Genomic DNA, 21274 nt, shown 5'->3' with positions numbered 1-21274 from the left:
CCCATGACTACAGAACACACAGCCTCTACCCAAGCGCCTGAAGAGCAATCCCAGGCCAGCATCTACGCGCTGATCGGCGGCGCCGAAAAGCTGCGCGAACTGGTCGACCGTTTTTACGATCTGATGGACCTGGAACCGCAATTCGCGGTGATCCGCGCCTTGCATCCGACCACTCTCGACGGCTCGCGCGATAAATTCTACTGGTTCCTGTCCGGCTGGAGCGGCGGCCCCGATTTGTATATAGAACAGTTCGGCCATCCACGCCTGCGCGCACGCCATCTGCCGTACGGGATTGCTTCGCCTGAGCGCGACCAGTGGCTGCGCTGCATGGCGCTGGCGATGCAGGATGTCGGCATGGACGAATGGCTGCAGGAGCGTTTGCTGACGTCTTTCTTCCAGACCGCCGACTGGATGCGCAACAAACCCGATACCCCGCAATAATTTCAGGCACATAGAAATCCACATGGCATCAACAGAATTGCTAGTCTTGCTTTTAGTCGCAGCCATCATCATCGTGCTGCAGGTCATCGCCATTTTGCGCAGCAAGCGCGGTGTGGATCCGGCGCAGCAGCTGACGCAATTGCAGAACGACCTGCAACGTCATCAACAAGAGCTCGGCGATCGCCAGCAACGTGACCTGCGCGGCGAGGTGCAAACCAGCGCGCAGAACATGCGGCAGGAAATCGGCAGCAATTTCGGCCAGTTGCAGCAAACGCTGGCGGCGCAGATGACTAGCGTCGCCACCTTGCAAAACAACCAGATTGACACCTTTGCCCAGCAGCTGGTCAAGCTCAATGAAACCAACGCCCAGCAGCTCGACAGCATGCGGTTGGCGATGAACCAGCAGGCCCAGACCAACCGCGAAGAGCAGGCGCAGTCGCTCAAGCGCTTTGGCGATACCCTCAACCAGACGTTGGCGGCGCTGACCGAATCGAATGCGCAGCGGATGGCCGAAGTGCGCGCCACGCTGGAAGCCAAGATCAAGGATCTGCAAACCGACAACGGCTTGCGGCTGGAAGAAATGCGCAAGACTGTCGATGAGAAATTGCATGCGACGCTGGAGCAACGGCTGGGCGAATCGTTCAAGATCGTTTCCGACCGCCTGGAAAAAGTCCATCAGGGCCTGGGCGAGATGCAGCAGTTGGCGATCGGCGTCGGCGATCTCAAGCGGGTGCTGACCAATGTCAAGACGCGCGGCACCTGGGGCGAAGTGCAGCTGGAAATGTTGCTGGAACAAGTGCTGACGCCGGAGCAGTACGCGAAGAATGTGGAAACCGTGCCAGGCAGCGGCGAACGGGTTGAGTTCGCCATCAAGTTGCCTGGTAATGACGATGGCGGCACGCCGGTGTGGATGCCAATCGACGCCAAGTTCCCGAAAGAGCAGTACGAGCGCTTGGCGGACGCGGCCGACCGTGCCGATGCCGAAGGCGTGGCGCTGGCGTCGAAAGAGCTGGAGCGCGCGGTGCGCGGCGAAGCCAAGACGATTGCCGAGAAATATTTGTCGCCACCTTTGACCACCGATTTCGCCATTCTGTTCTTGCCTACCGAAGGCTTGTACGCCGAAGTCATGCGCCGTCCCGGCCTCGCCGATGAATTGCAGCGCGTGCACCGCATCAGCATTGCCGGACCGTCCACATTGTCGGCGTTGCTGAATAGCCTGCAGATGGGCTTTCGCACACTGGCGCTGGAGAAGCGTTCGTCGGAAGTGTGGCAAGTGCTGGGCGCGGTCAAGACTGAATTCAGCAAATTTGGCGACGTGCTCGCCGCCACCAAACTGACGCTGGAACGCGCCGCCAAGAATATCGACCAGGCGGAAGTGCGCAGCCGCCAGATGGCGCGCAAGCTGAAGTCGGTGGAAGCCTTGCCGAGCGAAGCTGCGCAACTGATATTAGGTAAAGAACCCGATCTGTTGTCTGACGAAGAAAACTGATCTAGCCGGCAGACAGTTCTTCCAGGGCCAGGCCGCGTGTTTCAATCCCGAGGAAAAACACCAGCGCCGCGGCAACCACAAAGCACAATGCGCCGACAGTAAACACGCCACCCTGGCCCCAGCTGGGCAGCACCACGCCGACGATGTAAGGGCCTAGCAAGGAGCCGATTCTGCCGATCGCGGACGCAAAGCCGGAGCCGGTGGCGCGAACCCCCGTGGCATACAGTTCCGGCGTGTAGGTGTATAGCACGGCCCACATGCCGAACAGGAAAAACTGCATGCACAAGCCGCTCGCGATCAAGGCGTTTTCATGTCCGCTCATCGCGCTCCTGCCATACAGGTAGGCCATCAGCGCGCCTCCCAGCAGCGCCGCGATGCAGGTCGGCTTGCGGCCCCATTTTTCCACCAGCCACGCCGCAGTCAGGAAACCGGGAATTCCGCCCAGGGAAATCAAGACCGTGTACATCACCGATTTTGTCACCGCAAAACCGCCTTGCTGCAACAAGGCGCCGAGCCAGGTGGTGAGGCCGTAGAAACCCAGTAGAGCGAAGAACCACAAGCCCCAGATCATGATGGTCCGGCTGCGATGCAGCGGCGACCATAAGGTCATGAATGTATTGCGGCGAGCTGCCGCGGGTGCATGCGACAAAGCCCACACCGGCTCGGGCAATCTGTCCAGTTTCAGGCTGCGCTGCACCTTGTCCTCGAATTTTCGCAAGACGGTTTCCGCTTCCTGATGGCGGCTGACATGCTCCAGCCAGCGCGGCGACTCCGGAATGAAGCGGCGCACGATCAGCAGGAATAGCGCGGGCACGGCCAGCAGCGCAAACACGGTGCGCCAGTTGTAGGTGGATAGTACGAAATAGGAAACTAGCCCGGCACAGATAAATCCCAAAGGCCAGAAACCGTCCATCAGGGCGACATACCTGCCGCGCGCCTTGGCCGGAATGAATTCCGACATCAGGGTTTGCGCGACCGGGAATTCCATCCCCATGCCTACGCCCAGCAGAAAGCGATAAGCGCCTAGCGTGGCCGCATCCGGCGCCGTCGAGCACAGATAGCTGGCGATGCCCCAGATCACCATGCTGACCTGGAATACCGATTTGCGGCCGAACCGGTCGGCCAGCATGCCCGATACCGCGGCTCCCAGCACCATGCCAACAAAGCTCATGCTCGCCAGCGCGCCTGCAGCCTGGGTAGATAGGCCGAATTCGACTTTGATCGAGCCCAGCACGAAGGTCATCATGCCGAGGTCTATCGAGTCAAAGAAAAACGCCAGTGCAATGATGAAAAAAATCATCCTGTGATAGCCGCTGACCGGCAAGCGTTCCAGCCGGGCTGCCGCCTGCACGCTGCTTGTCATGTCGAATGGCGCTATGGTGCCGTCCATGTTATTTCTCCCCGTGAAAATATCTCCCTTTCAGTTTGTTGCAATTGAAATGGTCGGGGACGGCATGGAACGACAGGAATTAGTGCATATGCGTCGAATAGCTGGAGGATCGGAATTGGTCTCAAAGTGAGATCAAAAATATATATTTACCTTTTGTTAATGGCTGATAATCTTGTACCTATCACGCGGCCAAGCGCGGTCGGTTACATCAAGCCGGCATCGCGTACGGCGGCTTACCGCTTTGCCGGACCACTTCGACATCGATGCCGAGGCAAGTCCTGACGATATGCGGCGTCATGGTCAGCGCCGGCGTATCCTGGACCAGCAAGGTACCGTTGGCCAGCCAGGCCAGCTGGTCGGCGTAGCGCGCTGCCAGGTTGGGATCGTGCATGATCGCCAGCACGCCGATATTCCATTCTTTTGCCAGATGCCGCAGAGTATTCAGCAGATGATGCTGATGCGCCAGGTCCAGCGCTGCCGTAGGTTCGTCCAATAGCAGATAACGTGCGGCCGGCTGGGTTTGATGATTGGCGTCTTGCGGTTTTAACTGCGCCAGCACACGGGCGAACTGCACGCGCGCCAGTTCGCCGCCGGAGAGCGTGGTGACGTCGCGCTCCGTCAACGCGGCGGCGCCGGCCAGTGCCAGTGCTTCCATCGCGATCAGACGGTCATTCGTGCTGGCACCGCCGCCATGCGGATAGCGGCCCAGCAAGGCAATTTCCATCGCTGTAAAGGGAAACGAGAACTGTACGCTTTGCGGCAGCACCGCGCGCGATTTCGCCAGCTGTTGCGGCGTGAGCTGTTCCAGCGGCGTCACGTTAAGCGATATATAACCAGTCAGTTGCGCATCGTTACTCTGCAAATTGCCGTGAAATTCACCCGACATGGCTTTCAGTAAGGTGCTCTTGCCGGCGCCGTTGCGGCCAAGCAGGGCAACGATCTGGCCCGGCTGGATCTGCAGGTTCACATTGCGCAGGATGGTTTTGTCGCCGCGCCGCAGGGAAAGATCGCTTGCGATTAACATGGTTGTGTTCCCGGAAAATTCATTGTTTGAAAGCTGAGTTAAAGGCCCAACTGGCCGCGCCGACGCCACAGCAGCACCATGAAGAACGGGCCACCCAGCAAAGCCGTGAGAATTCCCAACGGCATTTCCGCTGGTGCGGCGACGGTGCGTGCGATCAAGTCTGCCGCCAAGGTCAGAATAGCGCCGAACAGCAGCGCTCCCGGCAGCACCACGCGCTGATCCGGGCCGCACGCCAGGCGGATGCAATGCGGCGCCACCAGGCCGATGAAGCCGATGGTGCCGGTGCAAGCCACCAGTGCGCCGACGCACAGGGCGCTGGCAATCAGCACCTGGCGCTTGATGGCTTGCACCGGCACGCCCAGGTGCATGGCTTCGGCTTCACCCAGCAGCATGGCGTTCAGCGCCGCTGAATGGCGCGCCAGGGCGGCGATGCTGAAGATGACGACCGGCGTCGCCACCGCTAGCAAGGACCACTGCGCGCCGGCCAGGCTGCCCAGGTTCCAGAAGGTCAGCGTGCGCAACTGGTCGTCGCTGGCGACATAGATCAACAGGCCGATGGCGGCGCCGACGATGGCGTTGATGGCGATCCCGGCCAGCAGCAACAGCGGCAACGCCAGCCGGCCACGGGCAGCGGCGATGCGATACACCAGCATGGCGACCGCCAGGGCGCCGATGAAGGCAGCCAGCATCGGCGCGTAGATGCCGACGGTATGCAGTGCATCCGGCCATAGCGTGGCGCCAAGGACGATGGTGAGCGCGGCGCCGAGAGCGGCGCCGCTGGAGACCCCGATCAGGCCGGGATCGGCAAGCGGATTGCGGAACAGCGCCTGCATGGCGCTGCCGGCGGCGCCGAAGCCGCAACCTACCAGAATAGCCAACAGCACCCGCGGCAGACGGATGTCTAGCAACACGGCGCGGGTTTGCATATCCACCGCGTCCAGCTGTGCAGCCGGCCACAGCAAGCGCGGGATGCGCCACGGATCGATCTGATAAGCGCCAAGCGCGGCGCAGAGCAAGGTGGTGATTATCAATAACAGCAACAGCCCCAGCAGCACTGCGCGTTGCCGCCCTTTGCGCGGCGAGCCGCTTACTTGCGCGATGCTGGCAGCCGAGGTCCCGGGCAGGGCGGTGGAGAAGGGAGAAGACATGGCGATGATCGTTATAAAGTCAGGCGTAGAGCTGGCTGGCCAGTTGCGTCAACGCTTGCGGCAGGCGCGGTCCGAAGCCTAGCAACAGCAGCGTATCCATATCGGCGACCACGCGCCGGGTCTTGGCAGCCGGCGTCAGCGATAATCCAGGGCTGCTCAACAAGCGATCGATGCCGCCGATGGCGTCCAGGTTCTCGCTTGAAATCAACAGGATATCGGCGCCGCTGGCGACCGCGCTTTCGGCGGTCAGCGGCTTGTAGCCCTTGAAACCTTTGCCTGCGGCGTCGGTGGTGGCGTTGACCGCGCCGGCATAGCGGATCATGGCGTCGGCGGCGGTCTCTTGACCAGCCACCATCGCCTGTGTACCGTTGTTACTCAGGATGAACAACACGCGCGGCGGCCTGGCCTGGCGTTGTTTGTCGATGCCTGCCAATGCTGCTTGCCACTGATCGTCGAATTTATTCAACAGCCGCTTGCCACGTTCAGGCAGCGCCAGCGCTGACGCCACGCCAGTGATTTTTTCACGCACCGTATCGACATCGTGCCGTTCACCCAGCCGGATTACGCGCACGCCGGCAGCGGCAATCTGCTTGAGCGTGGTGGGCGGTCCCGCATCGGCCGACGCCAGCAACAGGTCGGGATGCAGCGAGAGCACGCCTTCAGCCGACAACGCGCGTTGGTAGCCCATTTTAGGCAACGCCATGGCGGCCGCCGGATAGGTGCTGGTCGTATCGGTGCCGATCAGGAATGCGCCGGCATCCAGCGCATAGACTATCTCGGTAATCGCGCCGCCGGCCACCACTACGCGTCGCGCTTGGCTTGATGCGGCCGCTGGCGTTGCGCTGCGAACGCGAAGCGTGGCCAGTAGCAAGCCTGCCGCAGTACTTCCTAAAAGCAAGCGCCGCTGCGCGTTGATGGAATGCTTCACGCCTGAGCCTCTGCAGTGGTTTCATCGTTTATCAACGGTAAATTCAGCGCCGCCGCCCGCCATGCCGGCAGCTCTGGCTGGCCCGGCTTGCGTACCCCGAACAGTATGGCGATGGTATTGCCATCGCGGTCGAACAGTTCAAGCGAGGTGACTTCGCCGTCGCTGGTCGGCTTGCTGACCAACCAGCTGGAGACGATCATGTCTTCCCGCAGATGCAGGTTGAAGCCGGAATCGAGCACATTCAGCCACGGACCCATGACCTTGACGTTGGACACCGCGCCGGAGTGAATCTGGATCATGCCGCGATTGCCGACGAAAACCATGATCGGCAGAGCGCTGGCGACCGCCTGTTCCAAGATCTGGCGGACGGCGCTGTTGTCCACCTGGCGCACGAACTGTGGCGGCGCCAACCGCAGAGCCTGGGTCCGGCTGACGCCGAAGTCGCGCAGCAAGCCGAAGAACTGGTGCGTATCGGTCATGTTTTCCCAGGCTGAACGGAAGCCGTCGATGTCAATTTCCGCATCGTCGGTATCGATGGTCGCCGGCGGTAGCGGCTCAGTTGTCATACCGGGCAGTTGCTGCGGATCGCGCCAGCGCGCCACCAGGGCGTCGAAAGCGGCGTGGTCGCTGTGTTCGCGCAAAAATACCTTGTGCACCGCTGCGCCATGCAGATCGTAGAATTGCAGGCTCTTTTGCAGGCTGGTTTCCGGGCCGCGGGTCACTTCTTCAATCACGGCGCAGGCGAAGCGCCATTGTTTGTAGAAAATCCGCAAATCGATCACTTCGCCCAACGCCAGTCCGACTTCTCCGTTGTGGCTCATCTTTTGATAAGCGCCATCTTTTTCATGCACCACGCTGTCATTGCGGGTGAGCGCCAGGACGGCGCCTAGCAGCGGCACTTCTTCGAATAGTTCGACAAAGCGCGGCAGTAGCCGGATCGCTTCGAAGCCGACGCAAGCGGCCATCGCCTCGCCTTCAGAAATGCCGATGGCGGCAGCGGCGTCGCGGTTGCGCAATTTCTTTTCGCGCTTGGCGTTCAAGAACTCTTCGCGCAATTTTTGCTGTAGATGTTGTGGATTGCAGGTGTCAAGCATGGTTTTCTCCTTGTCCGGGAAGTGGATTTAGTATTGGAATTTCAAGCCGACATTGAAGCTGCGGCCTGGCGCGGTGTAGGCGTCCTTGACCATGGAACTGTCGGCCAGGCCACGGACGTCGGACCAGTTCCAGTACTGGCGGTTGAACAGGTTATGGATGCCGGCATACAGCGCAATGTTCTTGCTGATGTTGTAGCCGCCGCGAAGGTCGACCACGAACGCTGCCGGCGGTACGAAATCGGTCTGCTTGCTCGTGTCGCTGCGGCGCTTGGCGCTTTGGTAGATGAAGTTGGTCTGGCCGTACCAGAGCTCGCTCGGCTCGTAGCGCAGGCCGAACACGGCCGTGAAAGGATTGACGGTATCGAGCGGCGTGCTGCTGCCGTTGGCGCCCTCGGTATGACCTTTGGTATAGGCCATGCCGGCCTTGAAGCCGAGGCCGTTGGCAAGTTGCCAGTCGATTCTTGCTTCGGCGCCGCTGATGCGGGCGCGGGCGCGATTGACGTATTGGTAGATGAGCGGATCGACAAATGGCCGGCCGCTGCCGCCCACCACTTCTTGCGAGATGAAGTTGCTGTAGCGGCCGGTGAAGGCTGCCATACTATATCGTAGGACATGGAGGACGTTATTGCCGCCGCCCAGTTTGCCGCGCAAGCCGATTTCAAAGGTATTGCTGGTTTCCGGCTTCAGGTCCGGATTGCCGATGGTGGCGTAGCCGTAGATCGGATTGCCGAAGCTGTTGTTGACCTGGTCCGGCGTCGGTGTGCGGAAGCCGCGCGCATACTGGATATAAGGTAGCAAAGCCGGACTGATTTCAACCATCACAGCCAGCCGCGGCGACACTGCATTACCGCTGGATTTTGTCGGTTTGCCGGTGTAGGCCGGATCGTTTTCATCAGGCGTCAGGCGGTAGCCGTCGAAGCGCAATCCGGGGGTGATGCTGAGGGCGCCATTCTGCGGCAGGCGGATTTCATCCTGCAGGAAGCTGCCGAACAGCGTGTAATCGGTGTTCGGGAAGGCCTTGTTCGGAAACGGCGATTCGCCGACGCCAGGAATGGTGCCGTTGCGCAGGCCGCTGATACGTGCGGTGCTGACATCGAAGCCATATACCAGCTTGTGTTGCAGAGTGCCGGTGGCGAAGTTGCTTTCGGCTTGCGCCGAGCCGCCGACGGTGCGCTCCCGGTAAGTATTGTCGCGTGTGCGGTCCACTGCGGGGAACCGGTCTTCATAGGAAAACTGATGGTTTTTGGCGTCCTGGAAGTAAAGCTGTGCGTGGGCATTCTGAAAGAAGTGGCCGGCGCTGTCCTTGAAATCGTAAGCCAGGCTGTAACGATTGCGCTCAAGCTTGTCATTGGCGCGCAGCGCCAGGGTGCTGGCGGTGACGGCGGAAAGCACGTCAGAGTCGGTCTTCTGCTCCTGATGGGTGATGGTGGCAGTGAACGTATCTTGCGCGCTGGCCTTGAAGACCAGCTTGCCGAGCAAGGCATTGCCATGGACGTTTTGCGGATTCGCGGTATCGCGGTTGGGGCCGGTGATGTTGCGTGCGCCCTTGGTGTCGACTTCGTGGCCGTCGCGTTTGTTGGCAATCAATAAGCCTTCAAAGCGCTCACCGCCGAACGCCGCCACGGCGGTGGTCGAGGTGCTGCCATCCGTGGAATCATAAGAGGGTTTGATCGAGAAATAAGTCGGTTTGTTGAAAATCTTCAGGAAATCGGCAGGATCCTTGGTGATGAAATTGACCGCGCCGGTCAGGCCGTCGCTGCCATACATGGCCGATGCCGGTCCGCGCAGGATTTCCACCCGCTTGTACATGTCCATCTGCACATAATCGCCACGGCCGGCTTCCAGCGGCCCGAAGGAGAATGAACTGGGGAGGCGTATGCCATCCTCCATCAACAGGATGCGGTTGCCTTCCAGTCCACGGATATTGATACCTTCGTTGCCGCCGCGGCCACCGGCCGTGGCGGCCGATGACGGCCGGTAAGGGCCGCGCCGGACTGTAACGCCGGGTTCATAACGCAGCAGGTCCTTGACGTCCTTCGGTTGCTGTTCTTCGATGGTGTCGGCATTGATGACCGAGATGCTGCTAGGGGTTTGCGCGACGGCTGTTTCGCTGCGGGTCGCGGTTACCGAGATTTCGTCGAGCGTGCGGCTAGCGGCGTGGTTGCCCGCCAATAGTGGCGATTGGGCCGCGCTTTGCGCCAGCGCTGGCGCGGATGCAGCAACCATGGCGAAGATGGCAAAATTGACGGCCGCAGGCAGTGCACACAACGTCGGCAATGTCGGCAATGTCGGCAGCGTCGGCTGCACAGGGTGGGTTGAAAATGAATTGGGCAAAGCGTCGAACTCCAAAACGATGCAGCATGTTTAGTGGCTGGCGTCGCTAGGGGTGCGGCTGGCTGGAAAGAGGGGATGTCTGAAATGGGCAATACGGCAGAAAGCGTAGTGCACAGCTATCATTATAAATGAGAATCATTATCGTTTGTGGATTTTATATGATAAAATCACGCCACGGACTATCGAGACTGATTTCAAGGCCCGGTTAAGTTTTCTGATAGTTACATCTGGTAGCAAATATGGATTTGCGGTGATGGAGAAGCGCCGCGCTCTAGCCTATACTATGAACGCAGCACTGCTTACGCGGGCAGCTTTGGTTTCCTGCGTATTTGCTCGCCATTTGCAGAAAATTTTAAAACATCGCTGCTCTCCAACAGGGCTGAAAGCAAGGAGCTTATTATGCGCAAACTCATATTCCTGGCGGTAGCCGTCATGCTGGCAGGCTGCGCCACAGATGCCGAACGCTCACTGCAGGCGCAGCGCGACGTTGATCAAATGATGCACATTTACGGCCCCGCTTGCGAGCGGATGGGGTACAAAGGCGACTCCAACGAATGGCGCGACTGTGTGTTGAAGCTGGATACGAAAGACAATGCACAGCGCTATCCAACGACCACCACCTGCTTTGGCCATCCGGGCCTGTTCCAATGTAATACCTTCTGACGCCGACGTTCTTGCATCGCCTCGTGCAGTGTTGAACAGGATATCAAGCGAGTATTGATGTCCTGTTTTAACTTGAAAAGCATTAGACCGCACGCAGTAAAGGCCAGTGCGCCAGCCATTTTTTGCTTTCCAGGCGTTGCGTGAATAAAGTGTGTTTCTCTCCGGAAAATCGGGGCGTTGGCCGGATGCGCGCTGCATAAAGATCTTCCAGCCCGAATGGCGCGGTAATTTCCAGATCGCCGCTTGTCGTCTGCCTGACGGCTACCGCAGTCGCGGTTTCAGGCCAGAAGCGCATCGCGTCGCCGCTTGACAGATAAGGCGGATCGTCATTGCGCACATGCATACGCGCCTGATTTTTCACCGACCATGCGATTGATCCATCCATATCCTTCAGGTGCGCTTCCAGCTGCAAATCGATCGCTGCATCACTGCTGCCAGGGTCGAACCAGATGACATCGACATCGCTCGACGGCAAGGATGGCGAGCGTCCATGGAGGAAGTCCCAGACGGCATTCCTGGCGAAACCGGCCGCAACCCAGCAGTCAGGCAGGTCCAGGGAATGCACCAGCGCCACGATACGGCGCCGTTCCGGGTCGGCGCGCAACAGGTCTTGCAGTTGGCTAAGGCGTTCCATCGTCGTCGGTGTATTCCACGAGTTGCAAGTGCATGGGGACGAAATGTATGCCATGCGCCTCAACTTGCGGGCCGGTTTCCTTGAAACCGAAACGTGCGTACACCGGTAGCGCAAATGGCGAAGAATTCACGGTGAAGCATTCGGGTGTTGACATTGATAGCGCTGCGGCTTTCGCTTTCTGCCAAAGCCGGGTGGCCAAGCCGCGACGCTGGAATGCTGGCGATACAAATAAATGAAAGACATGGCTGCCGTCGCGCAGGGCGATGAAGCCGGCCAGTTGTGTGTCTTCAAACGCGGCGATATAGCGATAACGCGGGTCGGCGATGTAACGCGTTTCCGCTTCGGTGGATACCGAATCGAGAAATTTTTCAGCGCCCGTACCGGCTGGATTAATCGTGAATTCATGTAAAAACTGCCGGATCAGAGCGCTGATGGCAGCGCCGTCGACGCTGACCGCGGGGCGAAAATCAAATTTTCCCGGCGTCGGCAGGTTATCTTCAATCGTTTTTCTTGTTGTCATGGAAGTATAAAAATACGTCTGTCGCAGGGCGAATTCAAACCGCTATTCGGGTTAATTATAGTTCCGGAAGGCGGCGGGGTATTCGCGTTGATACCAGCCTGTAGCCGCATCGTGATCAAGGCTGAGGAAGGCGCGCATTTTCGGAATCAGCGCCAGGCCTATCGTGCACACGGCGATCAAGAGACCGAACAGGACATAACACTGCGCCACCGAAGCGTGCAGCAAGGCCAAACCTGCCATCGCCGGCCCCAGCGTCGACGAGATCTGCCACGCCATGGTGTTGATCGATGCATGCCGCGCCCGGTAGTTTGCCGGCATCGCCAGCAAGCGGTGGGTGACGCCGACGAATTGCGTTGTCGATTGCGAGATGCCAAGCATAAAAAATGCCGTTGCCAACAGCCATGGCGAGGCCGTAAAGCCGACTACCAGGAGCGCGGCGGCGCGTAGTAGAGCTGCACTTATCAAGGCGTGAAAGCGCCCCAGTTTCCTTGAGAAAAAAGAAGCGCAGCCAAGAAAGCCGAGGAGCATGCCGGACATGATGCCCATGTTGGTCGCCCCCAGCCAAAAGGCCGACAGGCCCAGGCTGGTCACTCTCAAGGCGGCCATCATGCCGATGGCAGGGGCGTAAAACACGCCGATGACCAGCGTGACCATCGTCCAGCGGCGTTCCAGCGGTATTTGCCACTTGGTTCGCAGGCCGGCCTGCAATTCATCGCGCCATTGTGCGAGTCCGAGCGCCGCAGGTTTGTCCGCTGTTACAACCTTGGGTAATCTGGTGGCGGCAAACGCCGCGATCAACAGCAGCGCCACATGTACCCACAGCGCACTGGCGACGCTGGCGGCGGCGATCACGCTGCCGCCGAGCGCCGGCCCCATGATGCCGCCGAGAGAGCCGCTGACTTTTTGCATGCTCATGGCGAGAGATAGTTTTTCTGCAGTGACCAGTTCCGATGCAATGGTTTGGATGCATGGCAAGATGATCGCCATGGCGCACACGCCAATCATCTCGCAGGCGATGATGGCGTATAGATGATAAAAATGCGCTTGCGCCAGCAACGCCAGCGCCACGCTTTCAAGCGCGATGGCGACGAAGCCGATCGCCATCAGGCGCTTTTTGGGATAACGGTCGCCTAGCGGTGAAAGCAGAGGGATGGCAAGCAAGCTGGCGCCGGCCACAATCACGCCAAAGGTGGCGAGATCGCGGGCGCCGCCATGCTGGGCGATCCACCAGGCAATGGTGATGTTGCCGAGCAGGAGTGCGCTCAGCGTCGCCATTTCGCTGATCAGCACCAGAAGGAAGGGCCGGCCCAGTTGCATCAGCTTTTGTTTGTATTGGTCGAGCATGTTTTATTGTAAGTGGCTCGCGCCGGAGATCAGATCAAACCGTCAAACAATATTACCTCGACAGTGTCACCGTTGGCTATATCAGCCTGCTCATGCGCCAGCACGATCATGCAGTTGGCTTCCGCCATCGACCGCAAAATGCCGGAGCCTTGCGCTGCGGTGGGGCGCACCGTCCATTGGCCATCGCTCATGCCGAGGATGCCGCGCTGGTATTCCGTGCGGCCCGGGCGCTTGCGGATGTCGACCTCGGCAGTGACGCGCATCAGCGGCAAAGCCGGGGCCTGCGCGCCCATCATTTGCAACAGCGCTTCGCGCGCAAAAAAATAAAACGACACCATCACGGCGACCGGATTGCCAGGCAAGCCGAAGAATAATGCCTGCTTGCCGCCGGAGGTAATCCGGCCGAACGCCAGCGGCCGGCCAGGGCGCATGCCGATTTTCCAGAAGGCGACGTCGCCCAGTTGCGCCATCATTTGCTTGGTGTGATCGGCATCGCCGACCGAGACGCCGCCGGAGGTGATAATGGCGTCGGCGTTTTCGCAGGCGCTGCGGAACGCCGCTTCCAGCGCGGCAGGATCGTCGCCGACCACGCCCATGTCGATGATGTCGCAGCCGAGGCGATGCAGCATGCCGTACAGGGTGTAGCGATTGGAGTCGTAGACGCAGCCCGGTTCCAGGATTTCGCCGACCGAGCGCAATTCGTCGCCGGTCGAGAAAAAGGCCACGCGCAGCCGGCGTCGTACCGGAATTTCGGCGATGCCGAGCGACGCCAGCAAGCCGAGATCGGCGGGGCGCAGGATGCGGCCTTTGCAGATGGCTGGCGTGCCGGCTTTCAGATCTTCGCCGGCCAGGCGGCGATTGGCGCCCGGCCGGACTGCGGCGGCAGGGATGGTAATCGACGCCGCCGCAGTGGTCGCCGGAATGTGCACGAATTCTTGCGGTATCACGGTATCCAGGCCAGCCGGCATCAGGGCGCCGGTCATGATGCGGATTGCCTGGCCGCTGGAGGCCATTCCTTCAAAAGCGCGGCCGGCGTGAGCGGTGCCTGCCACCGTCAGCACGGTATCGGCATCCTGGTGCAGGTCGGCTGAATTGAAAGCGTAACCGTCCATCGCCGAGTTGTCGTACGCAGGGACGTCGATGGGCGAGATGATGTCGCTCGCCAGTACCCGGTCCAGCGCGCTGCGCAGGGCGACTTTTTCAATGGCGCCGACCGGCGTGATGAAGGCGTGGATGATGGCCTGCGCCTGTTTGACCGGCATGGCGTGCGGATCGTATCCGGATACGCCGCTGGTCAATTCGCTGGTCAGTTCGGATAGCGATGGCTGGTCTGGGCGGCTGGATGTGTTCAAGTTGATCTTCTTTATGCGTTGTCGTTACCGGTGTACTGCTGCCGCAATTGTTCTTCGGTATTGATGTTGCGGAAGGCATCGGCGTCGCTGAACAGCGCTTCGCTGTAATTCAGGCGGCGATACCATGTCTCTATCTTACGTCCTCCGCCTTGCAAGTAGTCATTGAGATCGGTCAATAAACTGCTTTTCACCAGCATGAATACCGGTTGCGGCTGGATGGCACGGGTACTCTCGTCCAGAGTGGTGGCTACCGCCAGGTCGGCATCGGCATTTTGCAGCGCTTGTACCAGGACTTGCACCAGATCAAGCGGCAGATAGGGCGAATCGCAGGGCGCGGTCACCAGATAGGGGGTCGTGCAGTGGTGCAGGCCTGCCTGCAAGCCCGCCAGCGGGCCGGCAAAATCGGTTTGCTCATCCGGCCAGACCGGATAGCCGAACGCCGCGTAGCCGCCTTGGTTGCGGTTGGCGTTGATGATCAAAGCGCCGACTTGCGGCGTCAGGCGGGAGATGACGTGGGCCACCATCGTTTGCAGGCCTAGCAGGGCCAGGCCCTTGTCGATGCCGCCCATGCGTGAACCGCGGCCGCCCGCCAGGATCAAACCAGTGATGTTGGAGGAAACAGAGGGGTACGGGATTTCCAAAGCATAGCCTCGCGATGTCTTCAGCCGCCGATATACGACATTTCCACTTTCTTCCTGGCCGGCGTCAATCCTTCGGTATTTTGCGTACGCATTTCGGAATAGCGGTCATCGCGCGTGCGCCACAGCTGGCCGATCACGCTGGAGATTTCGCGGTCGCTGCCCTCGCTACGCAGCAAGGCGCGCAGATCGTGGCCGGCGCTGGCAAACAGGCAGGTGTACAGTTTGCCCTCGGTCGACAGGCGCGCCCGCGAGCAATCGTGGCAAAAGGCTTGGGTCACGCTGGAAATCAGGCCGACCTCGCCGCTGCCGTCGGCATAGCGCCAGCGCTGCGCCGTTTCGCCGGGATAGTTGGCGGCGATCGGATGCATCGGCAGTTCGCTCTGGATCAGTTGCGCCACTTCGGCGGAGGACACCACTTCATCCATTTTCCAGCCATTGGAAGCCCCCACATCCATGTATTCGATAAAGCGCAGAATGTACGGCGTGTTCTTGAAATGGCGCGCCATCGGCAGAATTTCGTGCTCGTTGACGCCGCGCTTGACCACCATGTTGACCTTGATCGGACCGAGCCCGACCTGGTGCGCCACGTCCAGTCCGTGCAGCACATCTGCCACAGGGAAGTCGGCGTCGTTCATGCGCTTGAAGATGTTTTCATCGAGCGCGTCCAACGAGACGGTGACGCGTTTGAGGCCGGCGTCTTTCAAGGCTTGCGCCTTTTTTGCCAGCAGCGAACCGTTGGTGGTCAGGGTCAGGTCGAGTTCCTTGCCATCCGGCGTCTTCAGCGCGCTCAGCATGGCGATCAGCTTTTCAATGTGCTTGCGCAGCAGCGGTTCGCCGCCGGTCAGGCGGATCTTGTGGACGCCGTGAGCGACGAACAGGCTGGCCAGGCGCGTGATTTCTTCAAACGACAGCAACGCGGTATGCGGCAAGAATGCATAATCCTTGTCGAACACCGCACGCGGCATGCAGTAGACGCAGCGGAAGTTGCAGCGATCGGTCACCGAGATGCGCAAGTCGTGCAACGGCCGGCCGAGCTCATCCGCTATCAGGCCGGTAGGCGTTTCAAGGATGGAGGGCAAGGACAGAGCCGGCGGCAAGACACTGCGGCTATCGATCAGCGGGATGACTTTCCTAGTCATGATGTGTTTCTTGGCAGGTATGCAAAATCTTGTACTTCTATACGAGGTGATAATTTCTACAAGATACCATGGACATCGTTTTTTGGCTTCAGCGGGTTACAGATACCGCGTATGAGGCGAGCCTATGAGGCCAGATTATGACGCCAGACGTGACAAAGGGAGTCTTGGACTCCCTTTGTTGCCTTGTCATTTTGCTACGCCGCCATGTTGCCGGCGGCGCAAGCTGGCTTAGGACTGCGAGCGCTGGGTTTCGATCTGCACCAGCGGTTCGCTGGCCTGCACCGCTACCGGCTTGCGTTCACGCGGGACGCGTGGAGCGGCAGCGATGTTGGCCGTGGCTTCCTGCGCTGCACGCAGTTTGCTCGGATCGGTCGCTGCCAGTGTCAGGCCTGCTGCCGCCAGAACGGTTTGCAGATCTTCTACCTTGGGCGAGGAGCTCGATACGGCGGTCTTGACTGCGGCTGGTGCTGTTTCTGCCGGCGCCGGCGCAACTGCTGCCGGAGCGGCAGCAATCACAACTGGCGCAGGTTCAACGATGACCGGGGCCGGAGTTTCGACCACCTGCGGCGCAACGTGCTCAACCGGGGCTGGCGCTGCAACTGTCGTCACCAATGGCTCTACCACCGGATCCGCTGCTACCGGCGCCGCCACGACTGCTTCAGGTTCGGCAATAGTCGGCGCGGCTGCAACCGGAATCCACACTGGCGCGGACACAGACTCTGGTTCGACTGCAGGTTCAGCTTTAACAACCGGAGCGACTTCCGCCACCGGTGCAATTTCCTGCGGCACCAGCGGTGCGGCGATAGCGTTCGACAGGACTGTCGGCGCAATCGTCTCAGGCTGGGCTGGCGCAGCAACTTCTTGCGACACCGGAACAGAAGACGCCATCATCGGCACGTCGTCGCTGACGGCTTCTGCGTGGGCCGGTGCCGGTGCAGCGACTGGCTGCTCGACAGGTGCGGCTTCATGGGCAACTGCAGGAGCGGCATCGACTGCCGTAGTACCGACTGCCGTTACAACTGCATCAGTTGCGTCGCTTTCGCCTGCTTCCATGTCCTCGCTACCTTCGCTGCCGCCTTCGGTAGTATCAGTAGCATCACGGTCGCGACGGTTACGGTTACGACCACCGCGGCGACGACGACGACGTGGTTCTTCGTCTCCTTCGGCCTTGGTTTCGATCCGGTCGCTATCGAGCTGCGCCGGTTCTGCCGCTTCGGTAATGCCGGCTACAGCTACGCCTGCAGCGGCGACTACGCCACCCTTGAGCAAGGTGTCATCGACTTTGACTTCGCTCAGGTTTTCCTTGCGCTCTTCGCGCGGCGGACGTGGCGGACGCTCGTTGCGCTCGCGTTTGTTTTCGTTGCGGGCTTCCGACTTGCTCTCGTTGCCTTCGCGCTGTTCACGCGGCTCTCTCGGTTCGCGCGGAGGGCGTGGCAGACGGGCTTGCTGGATCTTGGCTTCTGCGACCTCGGCCACTACCGGCTTCTTGGCGCTGTCGTCGCGTGTTTCCGGGACACTGCCATCGCGGTTACGGCCGCTACGGTTACGGCCACGCTGGCCACGGCTGTTGCGGTCACCGCCGCGATCGCCACGGTCACGCTGCTGCGCACCCTTGGTTTCTGTCGTCGCAGCAGGGGCGGCGACGGGCGCAGCCGGCTTGCTGAAGAAGAAGCCGAAGATCTTGCCGAGGAAACCGGTTTCGGCCGGGCTGGCAGCCACGGCTGCCGGACGTACTGCTTCGACCGGTTTGCGTTCGACGATAGGCGCCGGCTGGTCTGGCGTAATGCCCTTGACCACAGCTTCCTGACGCGGCTTGCTTTCTTCTTTCTGGGTCTTGCTGTAACCGATATCGGTATCGGCTTGCTCTGCCATCGCATAGCTGGCCTGGGTTTCTTCCAGGCGCGGATCGTCGTGCTTCAGACGTTCCAGCTTGTAGTGCGGGGTTTCCAGATGCTTGTTCGGGATCAGGATGATGCCGACGCGGTGACGGGTTTCGATCTTCAGGATCTCGCCGCGCTTTTCGTTCAGCAGGAAAGCAGCGACGTCGACTGGCGCCTGGACGTGGATCGCCGCCGAATTCTCTTTCATCGCCTCTTCCTGGATGATGCGCAGGACTTGCAGGGCTGAAGATTCCGTATCGCGTATGTGGCCGGTGCCGTTGCAACGCGGGCAAGTCACATGGCTGCCTTCCGACAGCGATGGACGCAGGCGCTGGCGCGACAATTCCATCAGACCGAAGCGCGAGATCTTGCCCATCTGAACACGTGCGCGGTCATAGCGCAGGGCATCCTTCAGGCGTGTTTCGACTTCGCGCTGGTTCTTGGAATTCTCCATGTCGATGAAGTCGATCACGATCAAACCGCCCAGATCGCGCAAGCGCAATTGACGGGCGACTTCTTCGGCGGCTTCGCAGTTGGTGTTGAATGCAGTGGTTTCGATATCGCCGCCGCGGGTCGCGCGCGCCGAGTTGACGTCCACGGAAACCAGGGCTTCGGTATGGTCGATCACGATGGCGCCGCCGGATGGCAACGGTACGGTGCGCGAATACGCGGTTTCGATCTGGTGTTCGATCTGGAAGCGGGAGAACAGCGGCACGTCGTCGCGGTAGCGCTTAACGCGGTGCACCATGTCGGGCATGACGTGGGCCATGAACTGCTGGGCCTGGTCGTGGATTTCGTCGGTATCGATCAGGATTTCGCCGATGTCCGGTTGGAAATAGTCACGGATCGCACGGATCACCAGTGACGATTCCTGGTAAATCAGGAAAGCGCCCTTGCCTTGGGAGCCGGCGCCTTCGATGGCGCGCCAGAGTTGCATCAGGTAGTTCAAATCCCATTGCAATTCGTCAACGTTGCGGCCGATGCCGGCGGTGCGGGCAATCACCGACATGCCGTTTGGCAGGTCCAGCTGATCCATGGTTTCGCGCAGTTCCTGGCGATCTTCACCTTCGACGCGGCGGGAAACGCCGCCACCGCGTGGATTGTTAGGCATCAGGACCAGGTAGCGGCCGGCCAGCGAGACGAAAGAGGTCAGGGCGGCGCCTTTATTGCCGCGCTCTTCCTTTTCGACCTGGACCATGATTTCCTGGCCTTCGCGCAGGGCTTCCTTGATCGATGCGGTACGGACGTCGACACCTTCTTTAAAGTAGGTGCGTGCGACTTCCTTGAACGGCAAGAAGCCATGACGCTCTTCACCGTAGTTGACGAAACAGGCTTCCAGCGACGGCTCGATACGGGTAATCACACCTTTGTAGATATTGGACTTGCGTTGTTCGCGTCCGGTGGTTTCGATATCGATGTCGATGAGCTTTTGCCCGTCAACAATAGCTACGCGCAGTTCTTCTTGCTGCGTAGCATTAAACAACATGCGTTTCATTTTTTCGCTCCGTGACCCTTGGGTCAATTCAATGGCGCTTAATGATGCTGTTCATCAGCATTCTGTCAGCGCCAAAAAGTACAGGGATGTACGCGAGAACGGAGTGTCCGGGGGGAGAGAATTGCCTTGGTGTGTCAGCGCCTGATCTGCAAAGCAGGGCGCGGTGCACAGGCGCGGATTAGTGCTGTCGTATTACAGAATACTATCAGCGTGCACCGGTACAGCGTCTTGCAGTTCGCGGAACGCGAGCATGACGCCTGGCGGTGAGCAGCTTGATAGAGCCAAATGCAGCATTGGTTTCAGTAAAGTTAATCGACAAATATAAGCACTACATCAACCGGCGAGCCCGTCGCGACTAAAAATCACATCGGGCTCGCCGGACTTTATCCTAATCATCCAGACATTCTTGTTCAGCATCCGTGCGCGCTATCCGATGACAACAACGGTGCGACCTTGACTCGCGCAGGGGTGATGCGTACACATTTCCCATCAAATTTGCAAATTGGCGAGGCTGATGGGGACGCCCCTGTGTAGAATGGTCTTTTTATTCTTACACCAGCAACTGTTTCTGAACAGTCGCGGAACAATTATATATTCAAAATGAAGGACTTAGCGAGATTTTCTGGAGGACGGGTCAAGTCCCGTCCCGCACCGCGGACGCAAGCCGCGGCCAAGCATAAGGCCGAACCCAAAGTAGCTGTAAAGCAAGAGGTGCAGGCGCCGCTTGCGCCCTTGCAGGTGCAGTTGCTGACCATTGGGGAAGAGGATGCCGGTCAACGGATCGACAATTTTTTGTTGCGTATTTGCAAAGGAGTGCCGAAGAGTCACATTTATCGTGTACTGCGTTCGGGTGAGGTAAGAGTTAACAAAGGCCGTATCGACCAGACCTATCGCCTGCTCGAAGGCGACATTATCCGTGTGCCGCCGATTCGGATTGCTGAAAAGCAAGAACAGGTAGTACCGGGCGCCGAATTCAAGATATTGCTGGAAGATAATCACATGTTGGTGATCGACAAGCCGGCAGGGGTTGCCGTGCATGGCGGGTCCGGCGTCAGCTATGGTGTCATCGAGCAACTTCGGGCTGCGCGTCCGGACGCCAAGTTTCTGGAACTGGTGCATCGGCTGGATCGCGATACGTCCGGCATCTTGTTGTTGGCAAAGAAACGTTCCGCATTGACCAATCTGCATGAACAAATGCGCGAAGGCGATACCGACAAGCGCTATCTGGTATTGGTGCATGGCGATTGGCAAAACGAGCGCCAGCATATTAAATTGGCATTGCATAAATATACGGCGGCTGACGGCGAGCGCCGGGTGCGGGTGCAAGAGGGCGGCCAGGCATCGCACACGATCTTTAACCTGATCCGCCGTTACGGCGACTATGCTTTGCTGGAAGCCGAACTGAAGACGGGGCGCACTCATCAGATTCGTGTGCATTTGTCATCCAGCGGTTTTGCGATTGCCGGCGATGACAAATATGGCGACTTTTCCCTCAACCGCACTTTGCAAAAGGCCGATGGCTCGCGCATCGCGCTGAAGCGGATGTTTTTGCATGCTTATCAGATTACCTTTGCCCATCCCGAAACCGGCAAGCCGGTGACGTTGAAAGCGCCGTTGCCGCCGGAATGTGAAAAATTCCTGAAAAGTTTACCTGGTGGAAATTCTGGCGATGTTGCTCCTGCACCATCGCACACCACGGGCGATTAAAATATCAGTTAGTATTTATCTATTGGTTTGCTGCAGTCAATTACTGGCCGG

Annotated in this window: 17 protein-coding genes; 4 read left to right on the top strand and 13 right to left on the bottom strand. The window is 59.4% G+C overall.

Translation table 11 applies throughout. The features are described from left to right. Positions 1 to 3: 3 nt before the first annotated feature. Together ABI171_RS07680 and rmuC are read left to right on the top strand one after the other, a co-directional pair. A complete protein-coding gene (locus ABI171_RS07680; protein WP_348091976.1) occupies positions 4 to 441 on the top strand; it encodes a group II truncated hemoglobin in 438 nt (145 codons plus the stop codon). Positions 442 to 463: 22 nt separating this feature from the next. Next, positions 464 to 1930 carry a DNA recombination protein RmuC gene (gene rmuC / locus ABI171_RS07675; RefSeq protein WP_348091975.1) on the top strand — a complete coding sequence of 489 codons (1467 nt, stop codon included), beginning with the start codon at positions 464 to 466 and terminating at the stop codon, positions 1928 to 1930. A 1-nt stretch (position 1931) separates the two neighbouring features. Here the strand turns inward: rmuC and ABI171_RS07670 are convergent, their stop codons facing one another. The 6 genes from ABI171_RS07670 to ABI171_RS07645 all read right to left on the bottom strand — a co-directional run bounded on the left by ABI171_RS07670 (position 1932) and on the right by ABI171_RS07645 (position 9740). After that, positions 1932 to 3320, bottom strand: coding sequence for an MFS transporter (locus ABI171_RS07670; protein WP_348091974.1), 1389 nt, complete (start codon positions 3318 to 3320; stop codon positions 1932 to 1934). A 208-nt stretch (positions 3321 to 3528) separates the two neighbouring features. Beyond that, positions 3529 to 4344, bottom strand: a complete 816-nt coding sequence (locus ABI171_RS07665; RefSeq protein ID WP_348091973.1) for a heme ABC transporter ATP-binding protein — start codon at positions 4342 to 4344, stop codon at positions 3529 to 3531. A gap of 38 nt (positions 4345 to 4382) precedes the next feature. Further along, positions 4383 to 5492, bottom strand: coding sequence for an iron ABC transporter permease (locus ABI171_RS07660; protein WP_348091972.1), 1110 nt, complete (start codon positions 5490 to 5492; stop codon positions 4383 to 4385). A 19-nt stretch (positions 5493 to 5511) separates the two neighbouring features. Further along, positions 5512 to 6420, bottom strand: a complete 909-nt coding sequence (locus ABI171_RS07655; protein ID WP_348091971.1) for an ABC transporter substrate-binding protein — start codon at positions 6418 to 6420, stop codon at positions 5512 to 5514. Then, on the bottom strand, positions 6417 to 7514 hold the full coding sequence (locus tag ABI171_RS07650; protein WP_348091970.1) for a ChuX/HutX family heme-like substrate-binding protein: 1098 nt from the start codon (positions 7512 to 7514) through the stop codon (positions 6417 to 6419). Before ABI171_RS07650 ends, ABI171_RS07655 begins: the two co-directional genes overlap by 4 nt. A 27-nt stretch (positions 7515 to 7541) precedes the next feature. Continuing rightward, positions 7542 to 9740, bottom strand: a complete 2199-nt coding sequence (locus tag ABI171_RS07645) for a TonB-dependent hemoglobin/transferrin/lactoferrin family receptor (protein WP_348092011.1) — start codon at positions 9738 to 9740, stop codon at positions 7542 to 7544. Positions 9741 to 10247: 507 nt separating this feature from the next. Between ABI171_RS07645 and ABI171_RS07640 the strand changes: the two genes are divergently transcribed. After that, positions 10248 to 10511 carry a hypothetical protein gene (locus ABI171_RS07640; RefSeq protein WP_348091969.1) on the top strand — a complete coding sequence of 88 codons (264 nt, stop codon included), beginning with the start codon at positions 10248 to 10250 and terminating at the stop codon, positions 10509 to 10511. Positions 10512 to 10593: 82 nt separating this feature from the next. Here ABI171_RS07640 and ABI171_RS07635 read toward each other — a convergent pair whose 3' ends face one another. The 7 genes from ABI171_RS07635 to ABI171_RS07605 all read right to left on the bottom strand — a co-directional run bounded on the left by ABI171_RS07635 (position 10594) and on the right by ABI171_RS07605 (position 19516). Further along, positions 10594 to 11145 carry a nucleotidyltransferase family protein gene (locus ABI171_RS07635; RefSeq protein ID WP_348091968.1) on the bottom strand — a complete coding sequence of 184 codons (552 nt, stop codon included), beginning with the start codon at positions 11143 to 11145 and terminating at the stop codon, positions 10594 to 10596. Continuing rightward, complete coding sequence (locus tag ABI171_RS07630) at positions 11132 to 11665, bottom strand: GNAT family N-acetyltransferase (protein ID WP_348091967.1); 534 nt, start codon at positions 11663 to 11665, stop codon at positions 11132 to 11134. The genes ABI171_RS07635 and ABI171_RS07630 overlap by 14 nt, the downstream gene beginning before the upstream one ends. Positions 11666 to 11716: 51 nt before the next feature. Further along, positions 11717 to 13009: an MFS transporter gene (locus tag ABI171_RS07625; RefSeq protein ID WP_348091966.1), complete on the bottom strand. Its 1293-nt coding sequence runs from the start codon at positions 13007 to 13009 to the stop codon at positions 11717 to 11719. A gap of 29 nt (positions 13010 to 13038) precedes the next feature. Next, entirely contained in the window at positions 13039 to 14271 is a 1233-nt protein-coding gene (gene glp, locus ABI171_RS07620) for a gephyrin-like molybdotransferase Glp (protein WP_348092010.1), read from the bottom strand. A gap of 101 nt (positions 14272 to 14372) precedes the next feature. Next, positions 14373 to 14930 (bottom strand): molybdenum cofactor guanylyltransferase MobA, encoded by a 558-nt coding sequence (gene mobA / locus ABI171_RS07615; RefSeq protein ID WP_348092009.1) that lies wholly within the window; start codon positions 14928 to 14930, stop codon positions 14373 to 14375. Between the two features lie 92 nt (positions 14931 to 15022). After that, a complete protein-coding gene (gene moaA / locus ABI171_RS07610; RefSeq protein WP_348091965.1) occupies positions 15023 to 16141 on the bottom strand; it encodes a GTP 3',8-cyclase MoaA in 1119 nt (372 codons plus the stop codon). 228 nt (positions 16142 to 16369) lie between these two features. Further along, positions 16370 to 19516, bottom strand: a complete 3147-nt coding sequence (locus ABI171_RS07605; RefSeq protein ID WP_348091964.1) for an Rne/Rng family ribonuclease — start codon at positions 19514 to 19516, stop codon at positions 16370 to 16372. Between the two features lie 600 nt (positions 19517 to 20116). Between ABI171_RS07605 and ABI171_RS07600 the strand changes: the two genes are divergently transcribed. Next, on the top strand, positions 20117 to 21223 hold the full coding sequence (locus tag ABI171_RS07600; RefSeq protein WP_348091963.1) for an RluA family pseudouridine synthase: 1107 nt from the start codon (positions 20117 to 20119) through the stop codon (positions 21221 to 21223). The last annotated feature ends 51 nt before the right edge of the window (positions 21224 to 21274 follow it).

Source organism: Collimonas sp. (assembly GCF_039923675.1).
Lineage (GTDB): Bacteria > Pseudomonadota > Gammaproteobacteria > Burkholderiales > Burkholderiaceae_D > Collimonas.
Note: the sequence above shows the minus strand (reverse complement) of the source record. Positions and strands in the feature narration are given on the sequence as shown.

Bases quoted from the DNA above. Each gene is read 5' to 3' on its own strand.
- ABI171_RS07605 (WP_348091964.1), bottom strand. From the start codon at position 19,516: ATGAAACGCATGTTGTTTAATGCTACGCAGCAAGAAGAACTGCGCGTA.
- mobA (WP_348092009.1), bottom strand. From the start codon at position 14,930: ATGGGCGGCATCGACAAGGGCCTGGCCCTGCTAGGCCTGCAAACGATG.
- ABI171_RS07635 (WP_348091968.1), bottom strand. From the start codon at position 11,145: ATGGAACGCCTTAGCCAACTGCAAGACCTGTTGCGCGCCGACCCGGAA.
- ABI171_RS07660 (WP_348091972.1), bottom strand. From the start codon at position 5,492: ATGTCTTCTCCCTTCTCCACCGCCCTGCCCGGGACCTCGGCTGCCAGC.
- ABI171_RS07625 (WP_348091966.1), bottom strand. From the start codon at position 13,009: ATGCTCGACCAATACAAACAAAAGCTGATGCAACTGGGCCGGCCCTTC.
- moaA (WP_348091965.1), bottom strand. From the start codon at position 16,141: ATGACTAGGAAAGTCATCCCGCTGATCGATAGCCGCAGTGTCTTGCCG.
- ABI171_RS07640 (WP_348091969.1), top strand. From the start codon at position 10,248: ATGCGCAAACTCATATTCCTGGCGGTAGCCGTCATGCTGGCAGGCTGC.
- ABI171_RS07665 (WP_348091973.1), bottom strand. From the start codon at position 4,344: ATGTTAATCGCAAGCGATCTTTCCCTGCGGCGCGGCGACAAAACCATC.
- glp (WP_348092010.1), bottom strand. From the start codon at position 14,271: ATGCCGGTCAAACAGGCGCAGGCCATCATCCACGCCTTCATCACGCCG.
- ABI171_RS07630 (WP_348091967.1), bottom strand. From the start codon at position 11,665: ATGACAACAAGAAAAACGATTGAAGATAACCTGCCGACGCCGGGAAAA.
- ABI171_RS07670 (WP_348091974.1), bottom strand. From the start codon at position 3,320: ATGGACGGCACCATAGCGCCATTCGACATGACAAGCAGCGTGCAGGCG.
- ABI171_RS07645 (WP_348092011.1), bottom strand. From the start codon at position 9,740: ATGGTTGCTGCATCCGCGCCAGCGCTGGCGCAAAGCGCGGCCCAATCG.
- ABI171_RS07600 (WP_348091963.1), top strand. From the start codon at position 20,117: ATGAAGGACTTAGCGAGATTTTCTGGAGGACGGGTCAAGTCCCGTCCC.
- ABI171_RS07650 (WP_348091970.1), bottom strand. From the start codon at position 7,514: ATGCTTGACACCTGCAATCCACAACATCTACAGCAAAAATTGCGCGAA.
- rmuC (WP_348091975.1), top strand. From the start codon at position 464: ATGGCATCAACAGAATTGCTAGTCTTGCTTTTAGTCGCAGCCATCATC.
- ABI171_RS07680 (WP_348091976.1), top strand. From the start codon at position 4: ATGACTACAGAACACACAGCCTCTACCCAAGCGCCTGAAGAGCAATCC.